The sequence below is a fragment of the Campylobacter sp. 2018MI10 genome (genome assembly GCF_018501175.1).
Lineage (GTDB): Bacteria > Campylobacterota > Campylobacteria > Campylobacterales > Campylobacteraceae > Campylobacter_E.
This window is the reverse complement of record NZ_JAHCZD010000011.1, coordinates 35,539-54,572: the sequence shown is the minus strand read 5'-3', so window position 1 is coordinate 54,572 and position 19,034 is coordinate 35,539. Positions and strand designations below refer to the sequence as shown.

The 19,034-nt window shown below is 27.9% G+C and carries 22 protein-coding genes; 18 read left to right on the top strand and 4 right to left on the bottom strand.

The window, feature by feature from the left end:
* The first annotated feature begins 172 nt into the window (after nt 1-172).
* From KJR01_RS06290 to KJR01_RS06280, 3 genes are read left to right on the top strand one after another with little or no spacing between them, the layout of a single operon-like run.
* Nucleotides 173-973, top strand: coding sequence for a ferritin-like domain-containing protein (locus tag KJR01_RS06290; RefSeq protein ID WP_214117820.1), 801 nt, complete (start codon nt 173-175; stop codon nt 971-973).
* Between the two features lies 1 nt (nt 974).
* On the top strand, nt 975-1,214 hold the full coding sequence (locus KJR01_RS06285; protein ID WP_214117819.1) for a hypothetical protein: 240 nt from the start codon (nt 975-977) through the stop codon (nt 1,212-1,214).
* On the top strand, nt 1,214-1,582 hold the full coding sequence (locus tag KJR01_RS06280; protein ID WP_214117818.1) for a hypothetical protein: 369 nt from the start codon (nt 1,214-1,216) through the stop codon (nt 1,580-1,582). The genes KJR01_RS06285 and KJR01_RS06280 overlap by 1 nt, the downstream gene beginning before the upstream one ends.
* A gap of 17 nt (nt 1,583-1,599) precedes the next feature.
* Here the strand turns inward: KJR01_RS06280 and KJR01_RS06275 are convergent, their stop codons facing one another.
* From KJR01_RS06275 to pgp3, 3 genes are read right to left on the bottom strand one after another with little or no spacing between them, the layout of a single operon-like run.
* Nucleotides 1,600-1,890 carry a hypothetical protein gene (locus tag KJR01_RS06275; protein WP_214117817.1) on the bottom strand — a complete coding sequence of 97 codons (291 nt, stop codon included), beginning with the start codon at nt 1,888-1,890 and terminating at the stop codon, nt 1,600-1,602.
* A 1-nt stretch (nt 1,891) separates the two neighbouring features.
* A complete protein-coding gene (locus KJR01_RS06270) occupies nt 1,892-2,812 on the bottom strand; it encodes an SAM-dependent methyltransferase (protein WP_214117816.1) in 921 nt (306 codons plus the stop codon).
* A complete protein-coding gene (pgp3, locus tag KJR01_RS06265; RefSeq protein ID WP_214117815.1) occupies nt 2,809-3,594 on the bottom strand; it encodes a peptidoglycan metallopeptidase Pgp3 in 786 nt (261 codons plus the stop codon). Before pgp3 ends, KJR01_RS06270 begins: the two co-directional genes overlap by 4 nt.
* Before the next feature lie 150 nt (nt 3,595-3,744).
* On the opposite strand from pgp3, the gene KJR01_RS06260 reads away from it, so the two are divergent.
* The 7 genes from KJR01_RS06260 to KJR01_RS06230 all read left to right on the top strand — a co-directional run bounded on the left by KJR01_RS06260 (nt 3,745) and on the right by KJR01_RS06230 (nt 10,300).
* Nucleotides 3,745-4,047, top strand: a complete 303-nt coding sequence (locus KJR01_RS06260) for an HMA2 domain-containing protein (RefSeq protein ID WP_214117814.1) — start codon at nt 3,745-3,747, stop codon at nt 4,045-4,047.
* Nucleotides 4,040-4,480 (top strand): hypothetical protein, encoded by a 441-nt coding sequence (locus KJR01_RS06255; protein ID WP_214117813.1) that lies wholly within the window; start codon nt 4,040-4,042, stop codon nt 4,478-4,480. Before KJR01_RS06260 ends, KJR01_RS06255 begins: the two co-directional genes overlap by 8 nt.
* Before the next feature lie 12 nt (nt 4,481-4,492).
* A complete protein-coding gene (locus KJR01_RS06250; RefSeq protein WP_214117812.1) occupies nt 4,493-4,711 on the top strand; it encodes a hypothetical protein in 219 nt (72 codons plus the stop codon).
* Between the two features lie 5 nt (nt 4,712-4,716).
* Entirely contained in the window at nt 4,717-5,301 is a 585-nt protein-coding gene (locus KJR01_RS06245; protein ID WP_214117811.1) for a YtxH domain-containing protein, read from the top strand.
* Nucleotides 5,276-7,351 carry a heavy metal translocating P-type ATPase gene (locus KJR01_RS06240; protein WP_214117810.1) on the top strand — a complete coding sequence of 692 codons (2,076 nt, stop codon included), beginning with the start codon at nt 5,276-5,278 and terminating at the stop codon, nt 7,349-7,351. Before KJR01_RS06245 ends, KJR01_RS06240 begins: the two co-directional genes overlap by 26 nt.
* A 128-nt stretch (nt 7,352-7,479) precedes the next feature.
* Nucleotides 7,480-8,853 carry an anaerobic C4-dicarboxylate transporter gene (locus tag KJR01_RS06235; protein WP_214117809.1) on the top strand — a complete coding sequence of 458 codons (1,374 nt, stop codon included), beginning with the start codon at nt 7,480-7,482 and terminating at the stop codon, nt 8,851-8,853.
* Nucleotides 8,854-8,917: 64 nt separating this feature from the next.
* Entirely contained in the window at nt 8,918-10,300 is a 1,383-nt protein-coding gene (locus tag KJR01_RS06230) for a sodium-dependent transporter (protein WP_214117808.1), read from the top strand.
* Between the two features lie 40 nt (nt 10,301-10,340).
* Here KJR01_RS06230 and KJR01_RS06225 read toward each other — a convergent pair whose 3' ends face one another.
* Nucleotides 10,341-10,697, bottom strand: coding sequence for a hypothetical protein (locus KJR01_RS06225; RefSeq protein WP_214117807.1), 357 nt, complete (start codon nt 10,695-10,697; stop codon nt 10,341-10,343).
* A gap of 187 nt (nt 10,698-10,884) precedes the next feature.
* Between KJR01_RS06225 and KJR01_RS06220 the strand changes: the two genes are divergently transcribed.
* From KJR01_RS06220 to KJR01_RS06185, 8 genes are read left to right on the top strand one after another with little or no spacing between them, the layout of a single operon-like run.
* Entirely contained in the window at nt 10,885-12,966 is a 2,082-nt protein-coding gene (locus KJR01_RS06220) for an FTR1 family iron permease (RefSeq protein WP_214117806.1), read from the top strand.
* Nucleotides 12,963-13,499, top strand: a complete 537-nt coding sequence (locus KJR01_RS06215; protein WP_214117805.1) for an iron transporter — start codon at nt 12,963-12,965, stop codon at nt 13,497-13,499. Before KJR01_RS06220 ends, KJR01_RS06215 begins: the two co-directional genes overlap by 4 nt.
* 59 nt (nt 13,500-13,558) lie before the next feature.
* A complete protein-coding gene (locus KJR01_RS06210; RefSeq protein WP_214117804.1) occupies nt 13,559-14,956 on the top strand; it encodes a Fe-S-containing protein in 1,398 nt (465 codons plus the stop codon).
* 8 nt (nt 14,957-14,964) lie between these two features.
* Complete coding sequence (locus KJR01_RS06205) at nt 14,965-16,266, top strand: ABC transporter permease (protein ID WP_214117803.1); 1,302 nt, start codon at nt 14,965-14,967, stop codon at nt 16,264-16,266.
* The gene (locus KJR01_RS06200) at nt 16,253-17,392 is read left to right on the top strand and encodes an ABC transporter permease (RefSeq protein WP_214117802.1); all 1,140 of its coding nucleotides are present in this window, start codon (nt 16,253-16,255) and stop codon (nt 17,390-17,392) included. The genes KJR01_RS06205 and KJR01_RS06200 overlap by 14 nt, the downstream gene beginning before the upstream one ends.
* On the top strand, nt 17,393-18,043 hold the full coding sequence (locus KJR01_RS06195) for an ABC transporter ATP-binding protein (protein ID WP_214117801.1): 651 nt from the start codon (nt 17,393-17,395) through the stop codon (nt 18,041-18,043).
* Entirely contained in the window at nt 18,036-18,497 is a 462-nt protein-coding gene (locus KJR01_RS06190; RefSeq protein ID WP_214117800.1) for a TlpA family protein disulfide reductase, read from the top strand. The genes KJR01_RS06195 and KJR01_RS06190 overlap by 8 nt, the downstream gene beginning before the upstream one ends.
* On the top strand, nt 18,494-18,952 hold the full coding sequence (locus KJR01_RS06185; RefSeq protein WP_214117799.1) for a TlpA family protein disulfide reductase: 459 nt from the start codon (nt 18,494-18,496) through the stop codon (nt 18,950-18,952). Before KJR01_RS06190 ends, KJR01_RS06185 begins: the two co-directional genes overlap by 4 nt.
* Nucleotides 18,953-19,034 lie beyond the last annotated feature (82 nt).

Below are 19,034 nucleotides of genomic sequence, written 5' to 3'. Positions count from 1 at the left end.
TTAGTTAAAATATTGATTTATTAATTTCGTAAAATAAAATCAAGATTTATAGACAATAAAAGAATTTAAATAGTATTTATTTAAATTCTTTTTAATAATCTTTGGTAAAACTATGTTTTTATCAAAGATTTTATAAAATAAAAAATCTCATTTATAAGCTTTAAGGACTAATATGAAAGATTATTCGCATACTTTATTTGATGTTTTAAGCGAGAGTGATTATGCTAAAAAATTAGCTAAATTTGATGATTTTTACGATGATTTTTTAAGCAATAACCTAGCTTATAATGAATACGAGCCTTTAGTTTTAGAAGAGCCAAGTTATGCAAAAAGCCTTGAGATTATTCACCCAACAAGGATTAAAAGACCAAAAGAACTAAGTTCTGATAATGCTTTAGCAAAGACCTTGCACCAAATAGCTCATATTGAATATTCAGCAATTGACCTTGCATTAGATGCTGCTTATAGATTTTATCATACCGGTGGGCTTTTGTTTGCGAGTGATTTTTTAGAAATAGCTAAAGAAGAATGCTTACACTTTAGTCTATTAAACGACGCTTTAAATGAGCTTGGATATAAATACGGAGATTTTGGGGTGCATACTAATTTATTTGACGCTATGAGAGCTACTAATTCTAGTTTTAAGGTTAGAATGGGGGTCGTGCATAGGCATTTAGAAGCTTGTGGGCTTGATGCTAATCCTTTTGTGGTTAAAAAAATAAGCAGCACAAAACACCAAATAAAATCAAAATTATTAGAAGTTTTGAAAATCATCTTGCACGATGAAATAAGCCATGTAAATAAAGGCGATAGATGGTATAAAAACGCAGGTGGGACAAATGAGAATTTTTGTGATTTACTCTTAGAATACAAACACCTAATAAGACCTATTAAAAATATGAATGAAAACGCTAGAATTATGGCTGGATATACCCAAGATGAATTAGATGAAATAAAAAAGAATTTTAATTAATATGCTAGAGAAAATATCAAATCAAATATCAATTTTAAAAGACTTAGAACTAATTTATAATAATACTAAAATTAATTTTGCAAAAGGCTTTGAATTCGCCTTAGATTACGATGAATTATTAGCAAAATTAAATGATTATAATTTAGAAGAATTAGAGCAAATCTCAATTAATTTAGAATATTTGCAAAAAAATTATATAAATGAAATATTGTTTTTAGAAAATGCACTTAAGGATAAATAATGTTAATTTATGGATTAGATTATATAAAAAATCAATTTACAGCTTTAGAATTTGAATTAGGACTTAGTGTAAATAATGTAAGTTGTGTAAAATTTAGCGAAGAAATATTATCAAAGCCAAATATTAAAAGAGCTATATTTTGCGATACTTTAAGTGAAGTTTTGCAATCAAATGCAGCACTTTGTGAATACATTATCCCAAATGCTAAAATCTTAAAAGACAGCGTATTTTTAGCAGAAAAATATTTATTTGATAGTAAGATTTTATCTTTTATAAAAGATACTAGCGATATTGAAAAAGCCGCTTTAATAGGCGTTGATGCGGTGCTTTTTTGCGATTTTAAAGACTGCAAGGATTATTATATTTAATCTAGGAATTTCCTAGATTAATTAGCAAAAATTCTAATCCCTACATCAATTACTACAAGTATTATTAATATACTTAATAAAGTAATTAATGCTGCGTTAGACTTAGGTTTTATCTCGCTTTTAGCTTTTTCAATTTTCTTTAATTTATCATTTAATTGATACTCAAATTTATTTTGCTCTTCGCTTAATTTTTTAATTTGTTCTTTTAACTCTTGATTTCTAGTTTTAAGCAAACTTGAAAGCTCGTTTTCTAATTCGTTGATAGTATTTGCATCAACTTTTATTAATTCTTTACTTGTTTTATCCATTTTAATCTCCTTTAATGTTTTTATTAAATTCTAAACAATGAAAATTATCGCTAAAGCCAAAAAATAGATATTTAATGGCATTTGCGTATTTAATATCGCTAAATTCATCTACTCCAAATTCCATCAAAGCTCTTGATTGTTTTTTAAAGCTATGTTTTAGATTAAGTTTATCAAAATAAAAGCACAATTCATCATAATTTACATTCCAAGTAATATCACAATTTGCAAATAATTCTTCTAAATTAGCGTTAAATGGGTCAATTAATTGATGATTTTTAAATATTCTTAAACTAAACTCATCATTTAAATATGTAGAAAAATAATCAAATGTTAAAAAATAAAATTCTTTACACTTCTTATCTAAAGCACTTAAAAAATCATATATCATAGGAGAAAATTCCAAGCGTTTTTCAAGTTTATCTTGTAAATATTCATAACTATTTTTATGCTCTTTAAAGATTATTTTGCCATTTTCAACGAAGCCAAATTTATGATTATCATAAAGCTCACAAGCAAAAGCGTCAAATAATTCATTTGCGATAAAAAAGGCATTATCACTACTAAAATCATCAAAATAATAATGTTTAAATTCCACATTCAAATTCTTTTTTTGTAAAGCCCTTAGATTGTCGTGTGGCTCTATGATTTTCACATTAATTTGCTTATAAATTTCAGGGCGTTTATCTTTTAAATATGTTAAAAAATCTTTTAATAAATACCCTTCATTTGCACCGATTTCTACTATATCAATAGGTAGTTTTAAAATCTTTTCATCAACTAAAAAAATAAATCTTTTAGCACACAAAAAGCCAAAAAGCTCTCCAACACTAACAGCTGTATAAAAATCCCCATCTTTACCAACTTTTACACCTTTTTTATAATACTCTTTACTCCAAGTATCAAAATATTTACTAAAAATCAATTAAAAGCCTTTGCGTTGAATTTATTTACAAAATCAAGTGGATCAACACTAACGCCTTTTATAGCAATTCCAAAATGAAGATGAGGCCCACTAACCCTGCCAGTATCTCCACTAAGTCCTATAATATCTGATTGTTTTACAAAATCACCCACTTTTACATTAATCTTGCTTAAATGATAATATTGCGAATAAATTCCGTATCCATGGTCAATCACAACGCTACCACCTGAATAATATCTATCTTTTGCAATAACTACTACTCCATCATTACTAGCTGGAATGCTAACTCCAATTGCTGCTCTAAAATCAGTGCCTGAATGATAACTCTTAAGAGTGTTTTCAAACACCCTAGCACTTCCAAAAGGGCTTGTAATAACGCTATCTAAAGGGATTATGAAAGGCTTATTAATATATACTTTTTCGGTGCTTTTTGCATAGATTTTCACTGCTTCATCGTATTCTTTAGCAATTCTTTCTTGAAGCTTTTTGTTTGGCTTAATAATTGATGGCTTTGCAAGTTTAATTTGCTCTTTTTTATATTCTCCTTCAAGCACTTTAAGGCTATATTCTTGATTGTCTAAAGTAATATTTAAAGTTTTACCACTAGAGCGATAATTTGGAGCTAAAATTAATAAGGTTTTATTATTTATCGGATATTTTGTGTAAGTGATTTCACTTTTACTAATTATTGGATTTTGAATGCTAATATCAACTTTACCATTTATTAGATTATTTGATAGCAAAAATGTTGTAAAAAATGAGATAAAAAATAATTTTTTCATAAAATTCCTTAGTAATTTAATATAGAAAAGATTAGCAAAATAGCATAAATATTGAGTTTTTGCCACTTTTTGATTATCATTATCTTATATATTTTATTTTATTTTAAGTTTTAGGGACTACAATCATTTTTGAAAACGAAAGGATTTTTAATGGATAAAGCTAAGGTTTTAAGTGAAGTTTTAGAATACATTACAATCACTCATCACACAAGTGGTAGATTAAGACTTGATATATCTAGCAAGATAAGAGAATTAAAAGACTTAGAAAGCTACAACATTGATGAAGTTTTTAATCTAAAAGGGATTAATGAAGTTAAAGTTAATAAAATCTTAGGCAAGGTTACTATTTTATATGATGATAAAATCATATCAAAACAAAGCCTTGATAATTTAATCAATGCAAAAAACATTGATGAGATTAACCTAGCTTTAAAGGAGCTTAACATTGCTTGAGCTAAGATTTGAAAACCAAGAGTTTTTGCAAGAACTAGAAAACAGCGATATAAGAAGAGCTTTTGAGCTAGATTTAACTAGCATAAAACTATATGAGTATTATGCTAATTGCTTTAATGATGGTATTTTAAAAGATATTTTAAATGCAAAAAAGCAATTAAATCAATTATTAATTAGTGATAATAATGCTTTATTAGTTGAGTGCAGTTTAAATGATGCTTATTTGCTACTTTTAGCAAAAGAATTTGAAATCGTTCAAGCTTATAAAATAGCGGCTAATGTTTGCAAAGATGAAAAGCTAAAAGACCTTATTTTTAGACTTTGGGCTAGTTCGGTTAATGAGTATCAGGTGGCTTTAAGAAAAAGCCTTGCGACTAATGAATTTAATGTAGATTCTTTAGTTAGTAATTTTTTAAAAGATATTTTAAAATAAAGGAAGATTATCATGCCAATTCCATTCATATTAGGTGCAGCATTAGGCGTAGCTGCAGTAACAATTTATAATAAAAAAGATAGTATTAAAAAAAGTATAAGTGAGTTTAATTCTCAAGATTTTGCAAAAAGTGCAGGAAAAATGACAGAAAATGCAATTTTAAAAATCTCAAAACTTAAACCTTGTTGCAAATGCGAGAAAGAAGTAGCTAAAAAAAGCTCTAAGAAGTAAAAATTATGCTTACATCAAATAGAGTTCCGAGTGATCATTTATTAAGCTCTAGTCTTAATAATTTTTTTACAACTCAAGATTTAAAAGCAAGTTTAAAGGTAGGAGTTACTAGCTATTTTGCAATTAAAACAAGCAATGATATAGCTAGGAAAGATTATAAAAACGCAATAGTTTCTGGAATTAGTGGAATTTTAATTAATCAATTTTTAGGAGAAAATAAAATGACAAATAATAATAATCCATATTTAAACAACAATCAAAATTACAATGTTAATCAAGGATATAATAATCAAAATTATTCTTATAATCCATATTTAAATAATGTTTCAAACAATAATTTAAATAATACTGCAAACAACAATCAAAATACGGGCTTTTTAAGTTCGCTAACAACTCAAGGAACAGGGCTTTTTGGCTCTCCTTTAGTAAAAGGAATTTTAATTGGTGCTGCGGTTACTTATTTATTAAGCAATAAAGATGCAAAAGATACTTTAGCAAAAGGTGTTGCAAAAATTCAAAGTTTTGCTAGTGCTGCTATTGAAGAATTTAAAGAGCAAGTAGAAGATGCAAAAGCTTCAATGCAAGAATAATTGTAAGGTTATTCATCACTCTAAAAATCGTCTTAGAATTAGGCTAAATACGCTTAATAATCTAAGCGATAATCATTTATTAGTAAGTGAGTTTAATCTTAATTTTTCTGGTGTTTTTGTAAGTGTTAATAATGCTTCAAAAAGCTTAGTTTTTACAAGTTCAAAAGAAATTGATAATAATTTAGCTCAAAAAATATTAGATTTTTTTAGCACTTATGAAATTAAGCAATTAAAAAAAGCAAAAGAAACTCCAAGTAAGGCTATGATTTATTCATCTATTTTAGCTTTAGCAAATAGCTATAAAACAAGCCCTATTTATGATGGTTTTGTTTCTAGTGCAACTGCATTGCCTTTATTAAAAGAAGGAACTTTAGAACTTATTGAAAATGGTTTAACTTCAAAAGTATTAGAAGCAGCAGCGGTAGGAGTTTCTTTATATAGAAAAGATTATAAAGCAGCAAATAGCACTAATTTAATGCTAAATATTGGCGAATATATTGAAGAAAGCGTAGTGGCAAAAAGTGATGATTTGATAAAAGAACTAGCAAAACCACAAATAACTCACGCTTGGGTAGAAGTTAATCAAGAGCTTGTTAAAAAAAGTGCGAAAGATTTGGTAGTAGGGGATATTGTAGTGGTATCTCAAGGAGATAATATAGCGGTTGATGGTTATATTGTTGATGGGATTGCTAGTATTAATCAAGTTTCTATGACAGGAGAAGCCCAAGCAGTTACTAAAAGTCGTGGAGATAGGGTTTTAAGTGGAACCGTTGTGGTTGAAGGTCGTATTAAAATATGGGCTGAAAGTGTTGGAGAAAATACATCAACGGCTAAGATTTTACATTATATGAAAGATTGCTTAGAAGAAAAATCAAAAATAGGGCAAAAAGCTTATAAATTAGCAGATAGTTTAGTGCCTGTTACTTTAGGACTTGCTGGACTTGCATATTTATATAAAGGAAGTGCAGCGATGGCTAGTGTGCTTCAGGCTGATTATTCTTGTGCTTTAAAACTAGCAACTCCTGTGGCATTTAAAAGTGCTATTTCTTATGCAGGAAGAAGACAGATATTGCTTAAAGGTAGCACTGCTTTAGAGAATTTAAGCTCGGTTGATACTTTTGTATTTGATAAAACAGGCACATTAACTTATGGGGATTTAAAAGTTGAAAGCGTTCATGTATTTAGTCCAAAATATGATGAAAAAACCTTACTAAATCTTAGTGCAAGTGCTGAAGAGCATTATTTTCACCCTGTTGCAGAAGCTATAGTAAAGGCTGCTAAAGAGCGTGGATTTTCTCATATTAATCACGGAGAAGTGGAGTTTATAGTAGCACACGGTGTTAAAACTAGCATTGATAATGAAGAAGTAATAATTGGCTCAAGGCATTTTTTAGAAGATGATGAAGGTGTTGATTTTTCTAGGGCTAATGCAAATATTAAAGAGCTTTTAGATAAAGGCTTAACTCTTTTATATGTAGCAAAATCTAAAGAATTATTAGGCGTAATTGCTATGAAAGATGAAATTAGAAGCAATGCTAAAGAAGTCTTAGCAAAGCTTAAGCAAAACGGCGTAAAAGAATTAGTAATGCTAACAGGCGATATTGAAAGTAGGGCTTTAGAAGTTGCAAAAGAACTTGGAATTGATAAGGTTTATGCAGAGCTTTTACCACAAGATAAAGCAAATATTTTAGCTAGTTTAAAAGCTCAAGGCAAAAAAGTAGCCTTTATAGGCGATGGTATAAACGACGCTCCGTCGTTAGTTCAGGCTGATGTTGGAATTTCTATGCAAAAAGGTGCTGATTTAGCAAAAGCTAGTGCTGATATTGGATTACTAAGAGATGATTTTGCTTGTATTTTAGAAGCAAAAGTTATAGCTAATGAAACTATGAAAAAAATTGATAAAAACTTTAGCACAACGGTATGGGTTAATTCATTCATATTAGGTGCTGCAACACTTGGTTTATTAAGTCCAGCAGCTACTGCATTTGCTCATAATGGCACAACTATTGGCTTATTGGCTAATGCTATAAAACATAAGCAATTATTTTAAATTATATTAGGAATTTGATTTTAAATTCCTAATTTTTCTTTTTAATTATTCTTTAAAATTTAAATCTTTTAATTTTTATAAAACATTAAAATAATTATGTGTAAAATTGGCATTTTAAAGGAGTTAAAATGAAAAACAAATATGTTTGGATTGTTGTAGCGATTTGCTTTTTGCTTTTTGCAAATGTTGTTGGATTTTTGGATTTAGCCATAGTTTTAGCGGCTATATTTTTAGGTGTTAGACTTGGTGGAATTGCCATTGGCTATACTGGTGGGATTGGAGTTATTTTATTAGGTATTTTGTGTGGTATAAAACCAGGCGAAATTCCAACTTCGGTAATTTTAATCATTATGTCAGTAATTGCAGCAATTTCGGCTATGCAATTAGCAGGTGGACTTGATTATTTGGTGCATATTGCTGAAAAAATACTTAGGAAAAATCCTAAAAAAATCAATTATTTAGCTCCTAGTATTACTTATTTTTTAACTATTTTAGCAGGGACAGGGCATACTGCGTTTTCTATGATACCAGTAATTGTTGAGGTTGCAAAAGAGCAAAATATTAAGCCAAAAGCTCCACTTAGCCTTGCAGTTGTATCAAGTCAAATAGCAATTACTGCAAGTCCTGTTAGTGCAGCTGTTGTTTATCTTAGCGGTGTGCTTGAGCCTTTTGGGTATTCTTATTTAACATTATTAAGCATTTGGATAGGTAGCACTTATTTAGCTTGTATGCTTAGTGCGTTTTTAGTAACTAAGTTTTCAAATCTTGATTTAAGTTCTGATGAGTATTATCAAGAATTACTTAAAAAAGGTGAAATAGCAAAAAAACAAAGCACTCAAAAAGAGATTATAAAAGGTGCTAAGACTAGCGTTGCGATTTTTGTTATTGGCGTTTTAGCTGTTGTTTGTTATGCGACTTATATTTCAGGCTTAAAAGCTGATGAGATAATTATTCCAAGAGATAGTGCTATTATGTGCGTAATGCTTAGCATTGCTACTTTTATTGTATTAAGCACTAAAATCAATACTTCAAAAATCATTGAAACAAGTGTATTTAAAAGCGGTATGAATGCTTGCGTTTGTGTTTTAGGTGTTGCGTGGCTAGGAGATACTTATGTAAGCGCTCATAGTAATGAAATAAAAGAATTTGCTAAAGGCTTAGTAGAACAATATCAATTCTTATTAGCTTTTGCCTTTTTCTTTGCTAGTATGCTTTTATATTCTCAAGCAGCAACTGCTAAAGCAATAGTTCCATCAGTAATTGTTGCACTTGCATTAAATGAAAACCCAGAAAACGCAAAAATAATCATCGCTTCTTTTGCAGCAGTTTCAGCACTCTTTGTGTTACCAACTTACCCAACATTACTTGGTGCGGTTGGAATGGATGATACAAAAACTACTAGGATAGGAAAGTATGTATTTAACCATTCTTTCTTTATTCCAGGCGTTTTAATGATTGCTTTAAGCGTTGCTTTAGGATTTTTATTTGTAAAATTTATTTAAAAAAAACTTGAAATTATCATTATTTTTTGTATAAAATGTATCCTTTTTCAAAAAAGGATACATTATGAAACGACTTACTTGGAGTAATAGACTTACATATATTTTGACCGTTGCAGGTGCTACTATTGGATTTGGAGCTACTTGGAGATTTCCTTATATGGTAGGAGAAAATGGTGGTGGTGCTTATGTTTTATTATTTATAATAGCTATGTTTTTAGTCGGTGTTCCTATTATCTTAGTAGAAAATATAATAGGCAGAAGAATGCATAAAAATAGCGTTGATTGTTTTAGTAAAAAATGGCAATTTGTTGGGTATTTAGGGCTATTTGGAAGCTATGCGATTATGGCTTATTATATGGTTTTAGGTGCTTGGGTAATTAGTTATATTGTAAATATTATTATGTCTATGTTTAATTTAGGCGGGCTTGATTTAACTTCAGTAATTACAGCAGAGCAAACTAGCTTACATTATCAAAAAAATATAGAAAATGACCCTTTAATGATAGGAATTTATACATTTATTTTTGTATTTATTAATTGGATTATTTTAAGGCGTGGAGTTATTGATGGAATTGAGCGTTCTGTTAAGTATCTAATGCCGCTTTTGTTTTTATGTCTTATTGCTATGGTTATTAGAAATGTTACTTTAGATGGGGCAATTGAAGGGATTAAGTTTTATTTATATCCTGATTTTAGCAAGATTACACCTAATATATTTTTATATGTTATAGGACAAGTATTTTTTGCTTTATCGCTTGGATTTGGGGTTATGATTACATTATCAAGTTACCTTGATAAAGGCGAGGATTTATTAAAAACAGCAATTATTACAGGTATTGTAAATACTCTTGTAGCGGTTTTAGCAGGATTTATGATATTTCCTTCTTTATTTTCTTTTGGATTAAGTCCTGATGCTGGTCCATCATTAGTATTTAAAACCTTACCAATAGTGTTTTCTCATATGCATTTTGGGGATTTCTTTGCTATAGTGTTTTTTGTTTTATTATTAACAGCTGCACTTACTACGAGTTTGCCTATTTATCAAGTAATTATTTCTGTATTAGAAGAAAAATTTAAAATCTCAAAAAATACAGCGATTAATTTAGTTTTAGGTGGAATTTTTATATTAGGAAATATTCCTGCTTTATTAAGTTATGGAGTGCTTGATAATGTTTTAATTTATGGAAGAAATATTTTTGATACATTTGATTTTATTAGTGGAAATATTTTATTTGTAATTACAGCTTTACTTTGTGTAATTTATGTTGCTTTTGTTTTAGGTAAAGATGAAGCTTTAAGAGAAATTAGCAATAATTATGAACTTAAAAATCCACTTTATAAAGCTTGGTTTTATTATATAAAATATTTTATTCCTATTGTAATTATTGTAATTTTTATAAGTGGTTTTGAGAATTTAAAATCATATATTTTGGGATTTTTTAATTAAATATTTTACGATTTAGCATTAGCTAAATCGTAAGTATAAATTATTTTTTGTTTTCTACTTTTTCTTTTTTGTTGTGTTTTGATTTTTTAGCTTCTTTACTTTTTTTATTTTTCTTAGCTTCTTTTTTTGCCTTTTTAATTTCTTCTTTTGTTTGTTTTACTTCTTCTTTAACTACTTCTTTTTTTTCTTCTACTTTATCGCTAACTTGTTTTACCACTTCTTCTTTAGCTTTTACTTCTTCTACTACCTTTTGCTCACTTTTTTCTAATATTTTTTCAGCTTTTGCGCCATTGATACATTCAGCACTTTTGCAATCTAAAACATCAACTGCAGGAATTTCAGCAGCACATAAATTAAGGCCTATAAAGGCAACTAATGACAAACATACTTTTTTCATTTTTATCTCCTTTTAAAAAAGTCGCGAAATTGTAGGAGCGAATTATTAAAAATGGTTAATAAGAATAAATTATTTTTATCAACATTAATTCTAATTGATAATAATGAAAAAAATAATAAGTATCATTTAGATTTTATTTATTTATAACTCATACAATAATGAGTAAAATTATTATAAAGGTTATTTTGTGAAAAAAATATTTTTGCTTATTTTTGCTATTTGTATATCTTTAATAGCTAGAGATGATGTTGATTATTTCAAGGAAAAAGATTTAATTATAGAAAAGCTAAATAAAGGTTTAGAAGCCTATAAAAAAGGTGATGCAAAAACTGCAAGACAACTTGCAAGTGAAGCTTATTTTCAACATTTTGAAAATATGGAAGGTCCTATTGGAAGAAATATTGGTAGAAAAGGCTATTTGATGGAGAGAAAATTTACCAATCTTCGTGGTTATTATGGGCGTGGAGAAAATATAGGCAAAATTGAAGCTTTAATAGATGGTTTGATATTTGATTTAGAAGAAGTAACGCCAGTTATACAAAATGGCTTTAAAATAGTTGCAGTAGCGTCTGATCCAAATTATGATAAAGCAAAAGCTGAAATGAATGCAAGAGAGAATTTATTAAAAACTTGCATTGAAGGTGAGATGATGTTTGGAGCAGATGAAAATAGTGCAAAAACTAAATGTGAAGAACAAAAAGCAGCAGAATTAGCCCATCTTAGCAAAGAAGCAAGTGGAGAAATCACAAAACCAACTATGCAAAAAGAAGTTTATGATAGTTTAGAAGACCTTCAAGCAGCAGCTGCGATTGATCCAAAATTACAATATGTATATGATTTATTAAGTGAGAAATTTGACGAAGCTATTCAATACAATAAGCAAGGAGAATTTACAAAAGCAGCTGATACAATTGGCGTTGCAAGAGAAGAAATATATATAAATACAAATATTGAAATTCTAATAAATGCAACAAAAAATCTTAATATGAGAAGCAAGTTAAGAAGTTTTGGCAGTGATATTCGCGAAGGAAAAGTAACTGAAAGCGATATGAGAGCTAGAAGTGAAGAGATATTAGATTCTATATTTGATGTAATGACTAAAATAGATGCTAGTAATTTAGATAAATTAAAATTAGTTGGATATGTTGATGAGACTAAGAATGTAGATTATACTCAAGTTGCAACTGATATTAAAATAGCTTTAAATAAAATAGTTCAAGACTATGAAACAATGGGAGAAAAAGCAAGTATTGATGCTCTTCAAAATATATATTTAGATATTTTTGAAGCAAAAGGAATGGAGAGTAAAATTGGTGCTGTTAATTCAAATATAAAGCTTGAAATAGAAGCAAAATTTACTAAAGGAACAGCACTAATTAAAAGTAAGGCTTCTAAAGATGAGTTAATTGCTAATTTTGATGAGTTAAATAAATTAATTGAAAGTCAGTTAGATAAAATCAATGATACAAGTGTTTGGTTTTTATTTATATCATCACTTACTATTATTTTAAGAGAAGGTTTAGAAGCTTTAATAATAGTAGTTGCAATAATTTCATATATTATTCAAAGCGGTAATAAAGACAGATTAAATATAGCTTATTCAGCACTTGGTAGTGGTGTTGTTTTATCGTTTATCACTGCTTTTATAGTTTCATATTTTATTAAAAATTCAGGACAAAGTAGAGAGCTAATAGAAGGTGTAACAATGCTAATTGCTGTTGTTTTATTATTTTATGTTGGCTTTTGGCTACTTAGTAATGCAAGAAATAAAAAATATGCAAGTAATTTAAAAGAGCAAGCAAGATTAGCTATTACAAATGGCAGTGCTAAAACATTATGGTGGACCGTGTTTTTAGCAGTATTTAGAGAAGGTGCTGAAACAATATTGTTTTATCAAGCATTATTGATTGATTCTGGTTCTAGTGCTGGACTTAGTGCTGTTTTAGGTGGTTTAGCTCTTGGTATTGTTATATTAGTAGTTTTATATTTCTTACTTAAAGCTGGTGCAATTAGAATTCCTATAAAACAATTTTTCTTAATAACCTCAATTATTATTTTTTATATGTGTTTTGCTTTTACAGGCAAAGGGATTATGGAACTTGTTGAGGGCAAGGTCTTAACTCCACATCTCATACCAATGCAATTTGAAAGCATTACTTGGTTAGGATTATATCCTTATTATGAGAGCTTAATTTTACAGGCAATAATCCTCGTCCTATTAATAGGAGGAGTTGTTTATATGCAAATCAAATCAAAGGAGAAACAATGAAAAAATCATTGCTTAGTTTAGTAGCAGGTGCTTTTTTAGCGTCTTCAGTGTTTGCAGGAGAAGTTGAAATTCCTACAATTGATGGTGCAGAAAGCTATAAATTACACGGAATGGAAATAGCAGCTGTGTATCTTCAACCAATTGAAATGGAGCCAAGAGGTATTGATTTAGCAGCGTCTTTAGCTGATATTCACTTAGAAGCTGACATTCACGCTCTTAAAGAAAATCCAAATGGTTTTCCTGAAGGTTTTTGGATGCCATATCTTACAATTGGCTATAAATTAACTAACCTTGATAATGGTAAAACAAAAGTTGGAAAACTTATGCCAATGGTAGCTGATGATGGTCCTCACTATGGTGCAAATATTAAAATGGATACAGGAATTGGTAATTATGAATTAGAATTTGTAATTGATAATCCTGAAAAACAAGGTTTTGGTCGCCACGTAGATAAAGAAACAGGTGTTGGCGAGTGGTTTGATACATTTAATGTTAAATACAAATTCAAATACACAGGAACACCTGATAAATAAAACTTAAAATATAGAAAGCTTAGGCTTTCTATAAAAAATATACAAAAATAAGGACAATAATGAGTATATATTTTGTGCATATATTTTTAGAGTGCTTTTTAGTTAGTTTTTTTACAGCTTTTTATGCTAAAAATTCATCATTAAAATTAAATATTATTTTTACTTTAGTTGGTTTTATTTTTGGATATATTTTATTTTATATATTCCACTATGAAAAAGTAGATAGAATAGGGGTATTAACAGCTAATATAATTTTATTAGTTACTTTATTTTTTAGCCTAATTAAATTAGTAATTTTTAAAAATAATTCTTTATTTGCTTATATATTAAGCTTTTTTATATCTTTAGCAGCTTCTTTAAAATACTTTTTATTATCAGTTGCTTATCCTATATTTTCATCAAGCTTATTAGATACTCAAGGGATTTTAAATTTTGGCTTTATTTTATTAGCTATTTTTATTTGTATTATTTTTTATATTAATTTTCTTTTTGCTAATTCAAATTCATTTTCAAAATCAAGAATTTGTATTTATGTAATTTTTGCAATTATGTTTTTAAATACTGCTTTTGCTGAGATTATGTATTATCTAATTAGAATTGGAGTTAGTGATAGCTCTATTTTGCTTAGTTATATTACTAAGAGTAGATATTATGCCGAGTTTTATTATTATATTTGCTTGATTTTAGGTATTGTTTATGTTGGCACTTGCTTAAAAAATAGACCAAAATATAGAGAAAAAGCTTGTGATTTTGACATAGAATATAGAAAAAATATCGCAAAAACTTTTAGTATAAATTCTCATTTTACTATTCATTTTATATTAAGTATTAGTGCTGCTTTAGTTATGTTATTTTATGATTTAGTAGATTCTAAACCTATTCAAGTTGATGAGCCAAAAATCATTACTCCTAAAAATAAAGATTATTTTGAATTTGATGCTAAAGATATTCAAGATGGTAAATTATATCGCTATGCTTATATTTCTAGTTCTGGTAAGGAAATTAGATTTTTTATAATTAATCGCCACGCAGGTAAGCAAACTCCTGTAGTAGTATTTGATGCTTGTAGTATTTGTGGGGATAATGGCTATGTTATGAAAAATAATGAATTATTATGTGTAGCTTGTAATGTTAGGATATTTTTACCTAGCGTAGGTAAAGAAGGTGGTTGTAATCCAATTCCTTTAAAATTTGAAGTTATCAATGATAAGATAATTGTAAAAGTAAAAGATGTATTAGGTGGGGAAAACTATTTTAGTAAAGTAGTTGAAATGCAAGTTCAAGACCCAGTAAATAAAGAAAAATTTCTAAACACAAAAGCTAAGAAAACCTATATTTATAATGGTATTAGCTATTATTTTAATTCTGATGAAAGTTATCAAGAATTTAAAAAAGACCCATCAAAATTTGTAAGCTCAAGTGATAAAGCTTTATTTTTGATTGAAAGAAGAAGTTAGGAGTAAAAATGTTTTTAAGAATAGTAAAAAAATCAATTTTAGGCAATCCTATTCAAAAATTATTAAGTTTTGCGACTATTTTTTTAGCTTGTTTGCTCCTTGCTTGTATGCTTAATATAACTCTTGGAGTTGGCAATCAGCTAGGAAAAGAGCTAAGAAATTATGGAGCAAATATTAGTGTTTTACCACAAGGCTCATCTTATAGTATTGAAGTTGGTAATAAAAGCTTTAAATTACAAAGCGAAAGTAAATTCCTAAATCTTGATGATTTGAGAAAAATTAAAGATATTTTCTGGTCAAATAATATAACAGCAATAGCTCCATTTAAACAACGCCAAGTAGAATTTCAAGGCAAAAAAATCAGTATCTTAGGCACATATTTTAATAAAGAATTAGTCATAGAACAAGATAAATTTGGTAATAAAACCGTGGTATTTGATACTGGATTTTTATCTCTTTTACCTTTTTTAAAGACTGATTTAAATTTTGTAAATGATAATAGTTTAGAAAATGAAGTAAATATAAGTGAAAAATTAGCAAATTCTTTAAATCTTAAAGCTAATGATACTTTTAAAGTGCTTATAAATGATAAAGAAGTAGAGTTAAAAGTAGTTGGCATTGTGAGTAATTTGGGTGATTATGAAGATAAAATTTTAATTAATATAGATAGATTAAATGATATTTTAAATGAGCCAAATACTTATGAAAGAGCAGAAGTATCAGCTCTAACAATTCCAGAAAATGACATAGCTCATAGGGCAAGATATGATATAAAGAGTTTAAATCAAGTAGAATTTGATAATTGGTATTGCACAGCTTTTGTAAGCTCTATTGCATATCAAATTGAAGAAAATTATAAAGGAGCAAGTGCAAAAGCTGTTAGTAAAGTAGCAGATGCTGAAAGCTCTATCGTTAAAAAAATTCAAGGTCTAATGGGAATTATTTTTATCATATCTTTAATTGTCGCAAGTATTGCAGAAGCGTCTTTAATAAATAGCGATGTTTATAGAAGAAAAAAAGAAATAGGTTTGTTTAAAGCATTAGGCGCTAGTAATTTACAAGTTTATTTGGTTTTTGCGATTGATTATTTGTTTGTTAGTTTAATTGCTAGTATTTTTGGTGCTGTGTTTGGATTTTTTGTAAGTGATATTATATCTTATAGCATTTTTTCTCATAGTATTGAATATAACTTCATAATTATATTTATTTGTATGTTTTTTGCTAGTTTGGTGGCTTTACTTGGCTCATTAATAGCTACTAAGAATTTTGTAAATCTTGAAATAGTTGAGGTGTTATATGAGCGTAAATAACTTTTTTTTCACACAAGTTAAAAAGAGTATAGTTTTTTCAAAACAAAGATTAATAATAGTTTTAATATCAATTTTTATAGGAACTTGCGTTACTAATGCTTTTTTAAATATATATTTTGATATTGACAATAAAATGAGCAAAGAGCTTAAAAGTTACGGAGCTAATATGCTAATTAGTTCTAAAAGTGATGATTATTTAGATATTAAAGAAGCTAATTTGATTAAATCAAAAATTAGTAAAGACAAATTATTAGCTTATTCTCCTTACTTATACTTTAGCCCTGTTTTTTCTACAAGGCAATTAATAGTAGCTGGGGTTGATTTTGATGAATTTAAAAAAATCAATAAGTTTTTATTAGTTAAAAAAGGTAGCCTAAGTCAAAGCGAATATTCAAAAGATAATAGTATTTATTTAGGTATAGACTTAGCAAATACTCTAAAAAAAGACATAAATCAAAAACTACCTTTAACAATAGTAAAAAATGGTATTCCTTATGAGAAAACTTATATTATAAAAGGGATTTTTTCTACTGGAGATGAGATTGATGCTATGGCTTTTATCAATTTAAATTCCGCTAAAGATTTATCGGGTATTAATGATAAATATTCTTATGTATCTTTAATAGTTGATGATGATTTTGAAAATCTATCAGAGCTTAGCAAAATAGCAGTAAGCAATAATGCAGAATTAAAACCAATTTTAAGTGTTAGTTTAAAAGAAGGAGCAATTTTAGAAAAAATAAAAGGTCTTATGTTTTTGATTTCTATTGTTATTTTAATAATTAGCTCAACAAGTGTTAATACAACTCTTAGTTCAATTATTTTTTCAAGAAAAAAAGAAATAGCATTGCATTTAGCTCTTGGGGCTAGTTTTAAAGATATAGCAAAATTATTTGCTTATGAAGTATTTATTTTAGCTGTTGTTTCATCTTTATTAGGCACTATTGGTGGGTATTTTTTAGCACAGATTTTAGGCAATATTATTTTTAATGCTAGTATAGATTTTAGATTAAGTGCTTTTGTGCTTTCAATTTTTATATCATTATTTTTTGCATCATTTGCTGCGTATTTTCCGATAAAAAAAGCATTGCAAATAGATATAGTAGGTAATTTAAGAGGAGAATAAATGAGTATTATTAAGGTTAGTAATTTACATAAAAGATTTGATAAAGCCCATGTTTTAAAAGGTCTTAATTTTGAATTAAATCAAGGTCGTTGGCTTAGTATTGTAGGTAAGAGTGGTAGTGGAAAAACTACGCTTTTAAATATTTTATCATTGCTTGATAATGCAAGTGAAGGCGAATACTTTTTAGATGGTATTAATGTAACTCATTTAAGTGAAGCTGATAAACAAAGAATAAGAAGAGAAAAAATAGGGCTTATTTTTCAACAATTTCATTTAATACCTTATTTAAGCGTATTAGAAAATGTTATGCTAGCTCAATATTATCATTCAAGTATTGAAGAAAATGATGCTAAGAAAATCTTAGATAAAGTAGGATTATTAGATAGATTAGAGCATTTACCTAGCGAATTAAGTGGTGGTCAGCAACAACGCCTTTGCATAGCTAGAAGTCTTATTAATAATCCAAATATTTTATTAGCTGATGAGCCTACTGGCAATCTTGATGAAGAAAATGGAGAAATAGTTTTAGATATATTCAAAAAATTAAGAAGCGAAGGCAAGACAATTATATTAATTACTCACAATCCTGACTTGGCTAAAAATGGAGATGAGATAATTACTATTAAAGATGGACTTATAGTGAATGAATAAAATTCTAATAGTTTTAATACTTTTGTTTTTTGTATCTTGCGAAGATAATAAGCTAGTATTAAATAAACAAGCTCCTAATATTCTTGCAAAAACTACAGCTTTAAATAAAATAGAATTAAAAAGACAAGGTATAGAATTGATAGAATTTTGGCAAAATGGTTGTGCTGCTTGCCTTAAAGTAATGGCTGGATTAAATGAATTTGCGAATGAAAATAATATTAGTATCTATGCAATTAATTCTATTGATGATTTAAATATTATTAAAAAACACGAATTAGAACACCAATATTCAAATATGATTTTTTTAAAAGATGAAGAAGACATTAGCTGGAGTAGGTATGATATTTTTGCTGTTCCGACTTTATTTATTTTAAAAGATGGAGTTTATGTGGATAAAGTATTAGGTGATAGAAGTTTGGAATTTTTAACTAATAAGATTAAGGAATATTTATGAGATTTTTTCTAGCAATTTTCATATTTTTACTTTGTGCTTGTAAAGATGAAGCAATGTTAGCTTTAAATTCAAAAGAGCCAATACATTTAAGTTATAGTGCGAAAGAACAAGCATTAAAGGGATTAAATGAGCCTTTTATGTTGTTTTTTTACACAAAGGATTGCGGTGTATGTGCTAAACAAATTCCTATCTTAAATGAGCTTAGTAAGGATTATAAAATTATTGCTGTATTAGGTGGTATGAGAGATTATGATATGGCAAAAGAAAGCTTAAAAGGTGTTACATTTGCTACTATTTATGAGAGTTTAGATGTTGAGTATTTAAGCAATGTAGTAGGTGGTGTTTGGGGTGTGCCTGCTATGTTTATTTACGATAAAGATGGAAAAATGGTTAAAAAATTTATATCGCTTACTCCAAAATCTGTCTTAGAAAATGAATTAAATATATTGATTTAATATTAAAAACGCATAAATAAAACCTAAAATATTTTTCATCTAAAAATAATTAAGAATTTCATTTGATACTTTAATATTCAAA